Here is a 12849-nt window from a genome sequence, read left to right on the forward strand (position 1 = left end):
TGTTGTAGTCCTCAAAGTGCATCGTCGAATGTTGTTTTTGTTGTTCGAAGCTTGAGTCGCGGCGTTTTTAGAGTTGGCGGCCACCCTCCTCGCGCAACAGCGCTTGCAGGGTATCGAGGCGGGCACTGTCGAAGGCAGTGACGGTGCCCTGCTCGAACACCCGGCGCGCCAGCCCGGTCAGCACCGCACCGGGCGGCAGTTCGATCTGTAGACGTACGCCGCGCTCGTAGGCGCTTTGCACGGTGCCGCGCCAGTCCACCACGCGGCACATGTTGAAAGCGAGGTCGTCACGCAGCGCTTCGACTTTGGCAACAGGCCTTGCGCGACTGCCGCTCAGATAAGCGATTTTCGGGTTCTTCAGTTCAACCTTGGCGAAGGCGTCGGCAAGCGCCTGCGCCGGTTTTTCCAGCAATGGGCAATGCGACGGCACGCTCACCGCCAGCCGCTTCGCCACTCCGGCGCCGCGACTGCGCGCCAGTTCGGCCACCGCGTGCATGGCCTTGTCGCTGCCGGCAATCACCACTTGGTTATCGGCGTTGATGTTGGCCAGATACACCGGCGCATCTTCGCTGTGCACTTGCGCCAGCAGCGTTTCGACGGTGGATAACTGCAAGCCGATGATCGCGGTCATGCCGTAGCCCTGTGGATAGGCTTGTTGCATCAGCTCACCGCGCAGGCTGACCAGATGCAGCGCATCGCTGAAGCTCAAGGCCCCCGCCACCACTGCCGCCGGGTAGGCGCCGATGGACAGGCCGGCGACGTAATCCGCAGTCAGTTCATCCTGCAATAACTGCCGCGAAGCAGCGACACCGGCGATCAGCAGGCACAACTGAACCGCTCGTGTCGTGCGCAATGCCTCGGCACAATCCAGCAGCAAGACATCCTCGCCGAGCACATCACTGGCCTCGACCAGCGTTTCCCTTGGCAAACGCTGGAGCATGCCCGCTTGCTGCGCGCCCTGGCCGGGAAACACCAGCAGACTGCTCACGCTGCCTGCTCCTGCGGGTTCCACGGATCCGTCACCAGACAAGCCTGATAAGCATTTTTCAGCAGCACTCGGGACGAACCGTTGGCCCATTCACGCAGCGCCACCGCGCCGAATGGCGTCTGCAATTGCATGTCGACTCGGCACACAGTCTGATCAAATAGCGCGACCAGTTCGCGCGCCTGATCACGGCCGATCATCTGCGGCGCACGCAGAATCAGATCGAGATCACTGGCCGCATGCATCGCTGCAAAACCACTGGCCAATTCAAACCCGACACTGCCGCTGACACCCCAGACCCAACAGCAGTCATCGAGCATCGGCCGCAGTTGTTTGAGCGCCTGCATCACCGGCAGATCTCGCTCACACTCAACATGACAAAGGGCTTCGGGACTGACCCGACAGGCAATTGAATCCAGCGCCATAAACGCCGCCAGCCGCTGCTCGCGCAACACACCGCGCACACCGACCGCGACCTGACCTTCCTCGCTCAAGGCCCGGCGCACCACCACCGGTTGCCCGGCCGCCAGCGCCGCGACCGCCCACTGCGGCGCATCCGCCGGCAACTGCGCCGGGGTCATGCCCCAGAGCAGATCGTGGGCCAGGGGCAGGTTCACCACTGCGCCCTCAGCAACTCGCGGACTTTGCTGGAGGCGGCACGATTGCTCGCACCAAGTCGCCCTTTCAAATCTGTGCTGGTCACATCGTTGATCGCTTGCTTGAGGCACTCAGTCACGCGCGTCAGATCTTCCGCCGTCGGTTGTTCGATCTGCTGCACCGAGAGGGTTTCCCAGAGCAGGCCGAGGCTGGCGTAGCTGTCGATGTCGTAGGCCATCGGCGGCACGCTCGAGGCCAGCGCTTCCAGTTCTTCAATACTGCGCAATGTCACCCGCGCCGCCGAGGCCTTGCCCATCGCGTGGACCATCACGCCGGGATCGCGCAAAGCAATCAGGCGATTGGCCTGATAACCGTGGGCGAGAAACGCACCCGACATGGCCTTGCCCACCAGCAGCGCAATCACCGGATGCCCGGCCAATCGCGCACGAGCATAACTGTCCGCCGCGCCGGCCAGCGCCTGATGAATGCCGAGGGCTTCTTCGCGCCGGCCATACGCCTGGCTCGGCACATCGACGATGGCGATGATCGGGCGCTTCTTCGCGTTGTCGCGATCGGCGCTGATCGCGTCATCCACAGCCTTGGCCAGACCCCAGCCTTCGAGCAGACCGACCTCGCCATTGCGGGCGCGGGAAAAACGATTGTCCGGGTCGGCGACCACCGCGATAAAGCGGCCGAGCTCAGCGTCGGCGACTTTCAACGACGGCGGCAAACCTTCGACGACACTGGCGCCAGCGCTGAGCGCATTGAACCAGTGCAAACCGCGCAATGAATAACCGCTCATGAGCGCTCTCCTTGATACAGATCGCGAACCACCGAAGGCTCGATTTGCTCGTTCGTGTCCAGGCTCGCCAGGCGTTGCAGGAACCACTCGGCGCGTTGACTGCGCGGTTGGGCCGGCAAGCCTTGCTGGAGCAATTCACCAACCTGCTGGCGAATCTGCGCCACATCGTCGCCGACATAACGGTCCACCAGCCCCGTGTTGAAACGCTGCTCGCCGCCGGTCAGGCTCCAGATGAAGGGCCGGTCGCGGGAGTCGTATTCCTCGATCCCGGCTTCCTGCTCGATTACCTGCGGGCCGTTCAGGCCGAGGCGTGCTTCCTGAGTCACCAGCAAATAACTGCACAGCGCTGCGGCGATCGACATGCCGCCGAAGCAACCGACGCTGCCGGCGACCACGCCGACCACCGGTTGGTATTGCTGCAAATCGACAATCGCCGCGTGAATATCGGCAATCGCCGCCAGCCCTAGATTGGCTTCCTGCAAGCGCACGCCACCGGTTTCCAGCAGCAATACCGCGCGGGTGGGGATGCCGTTGCGGTTGTCTTCGGCAGCCAGTTCCAGCGCACCGGCAATCTTCGCCCCGCCGACTTCGCCAAGGCTGCCGCCCTGAAACGCACCTTCAATCGCTGCGATGACCACCGGCAAACCGTCGAGGCTGCCCTTGGCGATGATCACGCCGTCGTCGGCTTGCGGCACCACACCTTGGCGCTCAAGCCATGGCGACATGACCCGTTGAAACGGATCAAGCAGTTCGCGAAAGGTCCCGGCGTCGAGCAAGGCTTTCGCCCGCTGCCGTGCGCCAAGTTCAACGAAACTGTGTTTGTTGAGCAACGCTGCGCTGTCAGTCATGGCCGATCTCCTCGAAACCCTGTTCCAGACGCAAGCGCACCACCCCCGGCGTCGCGCCGAAATCGTGGATATCGATGGCCATCGCCGGTGGCGTGGTGCCGTCGAACATCCGCGCAAACAGGTGCTGCCAGCGCTGCTGCGCGCCGTTGACCGAGGTCTGCACGTTGATCGTCAGCTTGCCGGCCAGACCCGGTTCGATCAGCACTTCCAGATCACCCGAGCCGACACAACCGACCAGCGTCCGCCCACGTGGCGGCTGCCCGGCGGGGAATTCAAACGATAGGCTTTCCATCAAAACGCTCCCTGAACAATGCCGTCGCGCTCGATGCGATCGAGCAGCAGCGTGGCCGCGAGCAAGTCAGCGGCGCCACCGGGCGAGGCATTCAATGCGATGAGTTGTTGATCCAGTTCGTGCAGGCGCCGGCGACCGCTGAGGCTGGCGCTGCCGCCGGCATCGAGTACCGCTTGCGCGCCGGCCTGCATGGCGTGCAGGCCCGTTTCCCCGGCACGGTAGAGCACGCAGGTGTCGGCCAGCTGGGTCATGATCGCCAGCAACGCATCGAGCCGGGCGTTCTGCTCGCCGTGGCCGTTGGCGCGGCTTTTCTGCAGTTGCGGCAGGCCGCGTTGCAGCACGGACGGGAAGCCCAGTTGCGCTTCTTCGCGAGCACCGCGTGCGCCGTAACGCTGGGCGACTTGTGCGCCGTGGCTGAGCGGTGTCGGTGCGTAGCGGTCGTCGAGCAGTGCCAGGCGGGCGGCACACAGGGCGACGGATTTCGGTTGCAGCGCGGCGGCCGTCACCAATAATCCCAGCGCCCAGATCGCGCCGCGATGCGTGTTGACGCCGTTGGTCGTCGCGAGCATGGCTTGCTCACCTTCCCGACCGATCCGGCCAATCGCTTCGCGTAACGGTAAGCCGACTTCGCCAATGGTTTGTGCGGCCTCGGCCATTTCCTTGAATGCCGGCCACAATGCCAGCGCCGACGCGTGCATCAGGCCCAGGTGCAGATCGGTGTGTGCGCCATTGCCGCGACGGTCGACCAGCGCCGGTTTCGGCGACAGATCGGCTTCGTCGATCAGCGCGTCCACCGCCAGATCGGCCAAGCGGTCAGCCAGGGACAGCGGTTTCGCTTGCAGGTTGAATGCGTGCATTACCAGCTCCTGAATTTGGCGGGCGGGTTGTACAGGCCACCGGACCACTCGACCAGATCGGCGACGCTTTTCGCCGCGAGCAATTCGCGGGTGGCGTCGGTGCGGCGGATGCCGAGGTCTTCGGGCAAGGCGATCAGGCCTTCGCGGCGCATGCGTTCGGTGTCTTTCGGGTTGTGCCGCAGGCCGATGGCGGTAACCCCGGCAACCGCCGCGATCATCGCCTGGCGCTCTTCCAGCGAGCGCGCCTTGTACAGGTAGGCGATGCCTTCTTCGGTGAGCAGGTGGGTGACGTCGTCGCCGTAGATCATGATCGGCGCCAGCGGCATGCCGCTTTTCTTCGCCACTTCCACCGCGTCGAGCGTTTCGACAAAGGTCGGTTTGCCGCCCTCCTGGAAGGTCTCGACCATTTGCACCACGAGTTTCTTGCCGCGTTCGAGCATCGGTTGCGGCCCGTCGGCGTGGCGCATGTCCAGCCACGCCGGGGTGCCGTGACGGCGGCCGCGCGGGTCGTGGCCCATGTTTGGCGCACCACCGAAACCGGCGAGACGGCCCCGAGTCACCGTCGAGGAATGGCCGTCGCCGTCGACTTGCAACGTCGCGCCGATAAACAGATCCACCGCGTATTGCCCGGCCAGTTGGCAGACCATGCGGTTGGAACGCAGCGAGCCGTCGCGGCCAGTGAAGAACACATCCGGCCGAGCGGCAATGTAGTTTTCCATGCCCAGTTCGGTGCCGAAGCAATGCACGCTCTCGACCCAGCCGCTTTCAATCGCCGGGATCAGCGTCGGGTGCGGGTTGAGCGTCCAGTTGCGGCAGATCTTGCCTTTCAAACCGAGGGATTCGCCGTAGGTCGGCAGGATCAGTTCGATGGCGGCGGTGTTGAAACCGATGCCGTGGTTGAGTGACTGCACATTGTGTTTTTCGTAGATCCCGCGAATCGCCATCATCGCCATCAGCACGTGCACAGGCTTGATGTGGCGTGGGTCGCGGGTGAACAGCGGTTCGATGTAGAACGGCTTGTCGGCGACCACAACGAAATCGACCCACGACGCCGGGATGTCTACGCGAGGCAGCTCGCTGACGTCATCGACCAATTGGTTGACCTGGACGATAACGATACCGTCGCTGAACGCCGCCGGTTCGATCAGTGCGGGGGTGTCTTCGGTGCTCGGGCCGGTGTAGATGTTGCCAGCGCGGTCGGCCATGAAGCCGGCCGAGAGCACAACGTTGGGGATCAGGTCCACGACGAGGCGGGCGTAGAGTTCGATGTACGTGTGAATGGCGCCGACTTCGAGCAAGCCATCTTCGAGCAATTGGCTGATGCGCAGGCTCTGGGTGCCGGCGAAGGAGAAATCGAGCTTGCGGGCGATGCCGCGTTCGAACAAATCAAGGTGCTCGGAGCGGCCGACGCTGGGCATGATCATGTGCAGATCGTGGAGCTTGGCCGGGTCGGCCTTGGCCAGCGAACGCGAGAGGAAATCCGCCTGCTTCTGGTTGTTGCCCTCCAGCACCACGCGGTCGCCGGGATGGATCAGCGCTTCGAGCGCGGCGACGATCTTGTCGCTAGGCAACACCGCGCCATCGGCGAGCCCGCGCACCTTGTCGAGCCGGCGCTGCTTCTCGTCACGCCGCCGCGTCCAGCGCGAGTCGGGGGAAATTGTTGTTGTCATGCTCACTCCACGGGGTTCGCTGTCGTGGAGCCAAGTTAGGCGTGTGTGGTGAGGGCATCAATCAAGCTGGGTGGTGAATCATTACGCTGAGCGTAACGTTCAAAAGCTACCCTCACCCTAGCCCTCTCCCGGAGGGAGAGGGGACTGATTGGGGGATGCTTGGGAATGACGCTGACCTGAACCCGTTGTAGTGAATCCATAATCGACTCGGTCATTCCAGGTCGATGTAGGACGCGAGACACCCCGGTCGGCTCCCTCTCCCTTTGGGAGAGGGCTGGGGTGAGGGGCTTTTGATCGTTCCCACGCTCTGCGTGGGAATGCCTCCACGGACGCTCCGCGTTCGGCTCTTGATGGGACGCGGAGCGTCCCGGGCTGCATTCCCACGCAGCGCGTGGCAACGATCAAGCGAAAGCCTTGGATCAGCGGGCCAATCCCGCATCCACCAGTAACTGCTCCAGCCCCAACAAATCCGGCACCTTCGCCACCTGCTCGCCGACCTGCACCGCCGCCTGCTCTAGCGCACACAACGGCACATCCACGTAACTCAACTGACTGTCGAGCTTGTACGACCGAGGAATCCCCTGCACCAACAGGGCGATGAATCTGAGCTGCGGCAAGCCGCCCAGCGCATTCAGGATGACGATCCGCGCCCGTTCGCCGATGACGATTTTCTGCCCGCAGGCCGATTCGAAACTGATCAGCGGAATCTGCCGCTCGCGCCACGTTACCCGGCCCAGGTACCACGGCGGCGTGTCGAGATCGAAGGCGCTGGCCTGGTAGTCGATCAGCTCGGCGATGGCGACATTGGGCAGGATCAGGTTGCGATCGGCCAGCGGCAGCAACAGCCCGGTGAGCTGGCTGGTGCGCGGGTTGTGCCGGTGCTCATGCATGTTTCTTGCTCCACTGGGCGATGCTCTCCAGCAACACCGATTCCTGATACGGCTTGCCGAGGTAGTCGTTGACGCCGATGGCCATGGCGCGGTCGCGGTGTTTCTGCCCGGTGCGCGAGGTGATCATGATGATCGGCAAGTGGCGCAGGCGTTCGTCGGCGCGCACCTGGGTGGCGACTTCGAAGCCGTCCATGCGCGGCATTTCGATGTCGAGCAGCATCAGGTCGGGCAGGTGCTCTTCGAGCAGCAGCATCGCATCGACGCCGTCCTTGGCAGTCAGCACGTTCATGCCGTGGCGCTCGAGCAAACGGCTGGTGACTTTGCGCACCGTTACCGAGTCATCGACGACCATAATCAGCAACGGCTTGTTCGGTTCGCTGTCGATCTCCGTGCGCGCCGGCTCTTGCGCCAGGCGCGCCTGCATCGCGCGGATCGGTGCGAGCAGATCCAGAATCAGCACCACCCGGCCGTCGCCGAGAATCGTCGCCCCCGACACGCCCTGCACCGCCGCGAATTGCGGGCCGAGGCTCTTGACCACGATCTCGCGAGTGCCGGCCATGGCGTCGACCAGCACGGCAATGTGGCGGTCGTTGCAATGCACCAGCAGCACCGGCAACGGCAGGTTCTGCCCGAGCAGTTTTGGCCGTGGCGCAGTCTTCAACAGCTCGCCGAGATAGCACAGCTCATACCGCTGGCCGCCGTATTGATAGCTCGGTGGATCGTGACGGAAATGCCCTTCCAGATCATTCGGCAACACGCGCACGATGCCTTCGATGGTGTTCAGCGGAATCGCGTACTGATCCTCGCCGCACTGCACCATCAGTGCGCGGTTGACCGACACGGTGAACGGCAGGCGAATGCGGAAATGCACGCCCTGCCCCGGCACCGAATCGATACTCATGCTGCCGCCGAGCTGACGCACCTCTTCGTGGACCACGTCCATGCCGACGCCACGCCCGGAAATCTGGGTGATCTTTTCCGCCGTGGAGAAACCCGGCTGAAGGATGAACTGCAACACGTCGCGGTCGCTGATCTCGGCGTCGGGCGCCAGCAAGCCGCGTTTGATCGCCTTGCGCCGCACGGCTTCCAGCGGCACCCCGGCGCCGTCGTCGCGGATGTCGAAAACGATGTCACCGCCCTCGCGGGACAGATCAAGGATGATCTGCCCTTGCGCCGGTTTGCCTGCCGCCAGCCGCACATCGGCGGGTTCGAGGCCATGGTCGACGGCGTTGCGCAGCATGTGTTCCAGCGGCGCGGCCATGCGCTCCAGCACGTTGCGATCCATCTCGCCATCAGCGTTGCCGACGACGAACGCGACATCCTTGCCCAGCTCTTCGGCGACCTGACGAACGATGCGTTTCAGACGCGGCACCATGCGTTCGAACGGCACCATGCGCGTGCGCATCAGGCCTTCCTGCAATTCGGTGTTGATCCGCCCCTGTTGCTGCAACAGGTTCTCCGCATCGTGGTTGCGGCGGTCGAGGGTTTCCTTGAGGTCGAGCAGGTCCGAGGCGGATTCGAACAGCGCCCGCGACAGTTGCTGAAGCTGCGAATGGCGGTCCATTTCCAGCGGATCGAAGTCTTCATAACCGAGGCGTTCGCCATCGACTTGCTGGCGGCTGAGAATGCGCCCCTGGGTTTCGGTGTCGAGGCGGCGCAACTGATCGCGCATGCGCTCGATGGTGGTTTCCATCTCGTTGAGAGCAATCTGCGCATCGTTGACCTGCTGCTCGATTCGCCCACGAAAGATCGAGGTTTCCCCGGCCAGATTGACCAGCTCATCGAGCAGTTCGGACGAGACCTTGACCATGTCCGCGCCAGCATCGGCGCTCGGCGGCGCGGCCTCGGGCTTGATGACTGGAGCCGGCGCCGGCGGCGCTTCAACCTGCACCGGGTGACTGAAATTCTGGATCGCGTTGATCAGCCGATCGGCCGGCGGGCACGGTTGCCCGGCGCGCACACCATCGAGCATTTGCGCCAGTCGGTCATGGCCGCGTTGCACCAGCGCAAACAGTTCGGCAGACGGTTGCAGCGCACCGCTAGAGAGACTTTCGTAGAGAAATTCCAGCTCATGGGCGAGGTCGCCGATCGGGCCGATTTCGACCATCCGCGCGCCACCCTTGAGGGTGTGTAGATCGCGCAGCAGGGTTTCGATTTCCTGACGGTTGCCCGGCTCGGCCTGCCAGCGCAACAGCGCGGCGCCGGAGCTTTCGATGATGTCGAAACCTTCTTCGAGGAAGATCTCCAGCAACTCTGGATCATGCCCGGCGTTGTCATGTTCGACCGCTGCGTGGGCAGATTCGCTGGCGGCCTGGCCCTGACGCAACTGACGGATCGCGTCGATCAGATCTTGCGCCGGGGTCAGCGCTTGATGCGCTTGCAGTTGCTCCAGCATCAGCGCCAACCGCTCATGACTGTGCTGCAACAAACCTTCGAGCGCGGCGCTGTGGTTGTAGCGTCGATCGACCAGCCCTTCGTAGAGGTTTTCCAGTTCCTGGGCAAGGTCGCCGACGGCCTCGACCTCGGCCATGCGCGCGCCGCCCTTCAGCGTGTGCAAGTCGCGCTGCAATGACGACAGCGGCGCGGCGTTGTCCGGATCCTTGCGCCAGCGCTGCAAGGCTTGCCCGGCGCTGTCGAGAATGTCCACCGCCTCTTCGAGGAAGATTTCGACAATCTCGTCGTCAGGTTCGAGGGCGGCAACCGATTGCTGCAATTGCGCGGTGGCGCTGCCCAGTTCGCGAATATCCAGGGTGCGGCTGCCGTCGCTGCGGATCAGGCCCATCGCCGCCGGGTCGAGACCTTCGTCAAGCAGATCCTGCAAGGCGCGAATCCGCTCCGGCCGCGCGGTGATTTCCTGGCCGGCAGCGAGCTCGTCGAGCATGTTGATCAGCGCTTCGTGGGCCAGTTGCGCTTCGTGGAAAAACCGCTCACTGACCGCCAGGCTGCTTTCTTCCACCGCGCCATACAGGTCGAGCAAAGCTTCGCAGAGGCCATCGACCGGAAGCAGATCGGCAAGGTGCGCGCCCTCGCCCAGAGTGGTCAGCTCATCGAGCAAGGCGCTGAGTTCCTGGCGTTCGCCGGGGTGTTGCTGCCAGCGCTGCAAAAGGTTTTCGGCGTCGAGGAGGATGTCCATGCCCTGGGCGAGGAAGTTGTTGATCAGTTGCGGATCGCGCTTGAGGCGCAGGCCGCTGTCAGCGCCATCGGAGCTGGCTTGCAGGCGCTCGGCGAGCAGCGCCTCGGTGCGTTTGATCAGCGACTGCGCACCGACAATCGGCGCCAGCGGATCGTGTTTGAGCTGACGCAGGCCGACGCGGAACAAGCCCTCGGCTTCGAGCAGCAATTCGACCTCGTCCAGATCCAGCGGCAACTGATGCGCCTTGAACTCGCGAGCCAGTTGATCCAGTGAAGCCGCCAGTTCGGCCATCGGCAATACGCCGGCCATGGATGCACTGCCTTTGAGCGTGTGCAGCGCGCGTTGCAGCTCGTCGCTGGCCGGCAACGGCACCTGTTCGGCGGCCTGATCGAGGAAACGGTTGAGGCTGGCGAGGTGGGTTTCGGCTTCTTTGCGGAAGATTTCCAGCAGCAGCGGATCGAGCGCGGCGACGTCGTCGGTGTCTTCGGCAGCCAGCGGCTCATCGCCTTTGGCCAACGCGTGGGCGCGGGCGGCGAGTTGGTCGACATCGCTGCGCTGGCGCTGGCGCTGGGTGGCGAATTCGTTGATCAGCTCGGGCAGCAGCAACAGCGTGTCGCCGAGCAATTGGCGCAGCACTGCGCCGGGCTCGACGCTTTGTTCGAGCACGCGGTTGAGCAGGTTTTCCACGGCCCAGGCCAGTTCGCCAAGGACCAACGCGCGGACCATGCGCCCGCTGCCCTTCAAGGTATGGAAGGCCCGACGCAGCTCAATCAGGGCGGCGCGGTCCTGGGGATTGGCGGTCCAGCGCGGCAGGTATTCGTGGAGGACCGCGAGGACTTCGTCGGTCTCTTCGAGGAATACTTCGCGCAGTTCATCGTCGACCGGTTCCTCATCGGTCGGCGGCGGCATCAGGCTGTCAGGGGTGTTGCGCGCCGGCGGGTTGAGCGCCGACAGCGGGCTGGCCAGCACCTCGGCGAGCGACTGCACGACGTCAGGGTCGTCAAGGGTTTGCAGATCCTGCATGAGCTGCGCTTCGCTGGGGCTGAGCACCTCATCGAGCAACGGCACTTGCGCTTCGCCGGGCTGCTCGTTAGCGAAGAAGCCGAGGCTGGCGAGGCTGTTTTGCGCGACATCGAGCAGATGCTCGGCGGGCGCCTGCGGGTCGTCGCTCAGGCGTTCGAGGTAATACTCCAGGCTGCTGATCACATCGGCCAGATGATCGAGTTGTTCCCAGCCCGGTTCGTGGGCATCGAGCATCAAATGCTCGCGAATGAAACCGTTGCAGGCCTCGACCAGACTCGCCGCGCGGGCCAGCGGAATCATCGCCAGCGCGCCGCGCACCTGCGTCAGCAGTTCGGGCAGCGGTTGCAGATGCTGGCGGTCCCAATCGGCGTCGATGTAATCGACGATCATGTCCTTGGCCTGTTGCAGGCAGATGCGCGCTTCCTTGATCACGATCTGATGGATCTGCGTCAGGTCGGTGGTCGGCAGGCGCGCGTCTTCGGCGCTTTGCGTCTCCACCGTGCCGACCATGCCGGCCAGCGTCGCTTCGACGTAGAGCAAGGCCCCGGCGACGTCCATGAGGATCGCGTCGTTCGGTTCGCGCTGGCCTTGGGCGAGGCTGAGCACCACTGCCAGTTGGTCGATGATGACTTTGCGCGGCTGGCCGAAACCAAGCACCGCGAGGGTGTCGGCAATCTGCCGCAGCGGCGCGAGCAGGCTGTCCAGATCCGAGGCGTGCTGGCGGTCACTGCGCACGAACAGATCGAGGCGCTCCTTGACCCGCACCAGCTCTTCGCACAGCGCCGCCAGCACCGAGCGCATGGCATCGCGGTCGGGGCCGGCGAGGCGTGCGCGTTCTTCATCGACCATCGCGCTGTCGGGCAACGCGTCGTCCAGGGAGTAGTGATCTTTCATGGTCAGCATCTGCCCGGTGGGATGTTCGGCTTTGGCAATATAGAACAACAGGCTTTTCAGCAGCTCGGCCGGCGCCGGCTGATTGAGCCCGACGATGCCCTGCTCGAGCAGGCGCTTGAGCTCTTGGTCGGTGTCCTTGAACAGGCTGCGCAGCGCCGGACTGTTGGCGATGACGCCCTCGCGCATGCCCTCGACCAATGCCGAGGCGATTTGCCACAAAGGGCTCAACGGCGCATCGCCGCTCAGCGCTTCGAGACGGCTGAAGACTTTGGCCAGATAGCCAAGGTGCGTCTGGTCGTCCTGTTCGCGCAGCAGACCGACCAGAGCCATTTGCAGCATCTGCCGCAGTTTGCGCAGCACGTTCGGCAGATCGGGCGGTTCCAGCGCGGCGAGTGCCCCGTCGCCAAGCAGCGCCAGCTCGGGCAGTGGCGGGCTGAACAGACTGGTTTCCGCCAACAGGCTTTCACCACGGGCGCTGCGCAAATCGTTGATCAGCGGCAACACCACCAGCGGCAGGTCGCGGCGGGCGCTCTGCACGCGGTCAAGGTAAAGCGGCAGTTGCCCCAGGGCTTGCAGCAGCAGGTGCAAGGCCTCGTCGCGGTGTGGCACGCGTTGATGTTGCAGGGCTTCGACCAGATGCTCCATTTCTTCGGCGAGCAACGCTGCGCCGTAGAACTCGACCATTTGCAGACTGCCGTGGACCTGATGAATGTACGCCAGACATTCGTCCAGCCCGGGGAAGGCCTGCGGATCGTCGAGCACGGCCTCAATCGCCTGATGCGCCAGCTTCAGCGTTTCGGCAATTTCGCCCTTGACCCATTCCAGGGCCACGTAGTCGTGCCGATCACCCATAACCAC

The 12849-nt window shown here is 63.9% G+C and carries 9 protein-coding genes; all 9 read right to left on the minus strand.

Annotated features, from left to right (window positions below; translation table 11 throughout):
• Positions 1 to 67 precede the first annotated feature (67 nt).
• The 9 genes from mdcH to ACZ9BE_RS22620 all read right to left on the minus strand — a co-directional run bounded on the left by mdcH (position 68) and on the right by ACZ9BE_RS22620 (position 12843).
• The gene (gene mdcH / locus ACZ9BE_RS22580) at positions 68 to 988 is read right to left on the minus strand and encodes a malonate decarboxylase subunit epsilon (RefSeq protein ID WP_252879030.1); all 921 of its coding nucleotides are present in this window, start codon (positions 986 to 988) and stop codon (positions 68 to 70) included.
• The gene (locus tag ACZ9BE_RS22585) at positions 985 to 1605 is read right to left on the minus strand and encodes a malonate decarboxylase holo-ACP synthase (RefSeq protein ID WP_476249956.1); all 621 of its coding nucleotides are present in this window, start codon (positions 1603 to 1605) and stop codon (positions 985 to 987) included. The genes mdcH and ACZ9BE_RS22585 overlap by 4 nt, the downstream gene beginning before the upstream one ends.
• The gene (gene mdcE / locus ACZ9BE_RS22590; RefSeq protein ID WP_476249957.1) at positions 1599 to 2384 is read right to left on the minus strand and encodes a biotin-independent malonate decarboxylase subunit gamma; all 786 of its coding nucleotides are present in this window, start codon (positions 2382 to 2384) and stop codon (positions 1599 to 1601) included. The genes ACZ9BE_RS22585 and mdcE overlap by 7 nt, the downstream gene beginning before the upstream one ends.
• Positions 2381 to 3232: a biotin-independent malonate decarboxylase subunit beta gene (locus ACZ9BE_RS22595; RefSeq protein WP_252882813.1), complete on the minus strand. Its 852-nt coding sequence runs from the start codon at positions 3230 to 3232 to the stop codon at positions 2381 to 2383. Before ACZ9BE_RS22595 ends, mdcE begins: the two co-directional genes overlap by 4 nt.
• Complete coding sequence (locus tag ACZ9BE_RS22600) at positions 3225 to 3524, minus strand: malonate decarboxylase subunit delta (protein ID WP_476249958.1); 300 nt, start codon at positions 3522 to 3524, stop codon at positions 3225 to 3227. The genes ACZ9BE_RS22595 and ACZ9BE_RS22600 overlap by 8 nt, the downstream gene beginning before the upstream one ends.
• Positions 3524 to 4381 carry a triphosphoribosyl-dephospho-CoA synthase gene (locus ACZ9BE_RS22605; protein ID WP_375122814.1) on the minus strand — a complete coding sequence of 286 codons (858 nt, stop codon included), beginning with the start codon at positions 4379 to 4381 and terminating at the stop codon, positions 3524 to 3526. The genes ACZ9BE_RS22600 and ACZ9BE_RS22605 overlap by 1 nt, the downstream gene beginning before the upstream one ends.
• A complete protein-coding gene (mdcA, locus tag ACZ9BE_RS22610; RefSeq protein ID WP_016772750.1) occupies positions 4381 to 6051 on the minus strand; it encodes a malonate decarboxylase subunit alpha in 1671 nt (556 codons plus the stop codon). The genes ACZ9BE_RS22605 and mdcA overlap by 1 nt, the downstream gene beginning before the upstream one ends.
• Before the next feature lie 419 nt (positions 6052 to 6470).
• On the minus strand, positions 6471 to 6941 hold the full coding sequence (locus ACZ9BE_RS22615) for a chemotaxis protein CheW (protein WP_056786406.1): 471 nt from the start codon (positions 6939 to 6941) through the stop codon (positions 6471 to 6473).
• On the minus strand, positions 6934 to 12843 hold the full coding sequence (locus tag ACZ9BE_RS22620) for an Hpt domain-containing protein (RefSeq protein WP_476249959.1): 5910 nt from the start codon (positions 12841 to 12843) through the stop codon (positions 6934 to 6936). Before ACZ9BE_RS22620 ends, ACZ9BE_RS22615 begins: the two co-directional genes overlap by 8 nt.
• Positions 12844 to 12849: the final 6 nt, after the last annotated feature.

Source organism: Pseudomonas sp. TE9122, assembly GCF_056278925.1.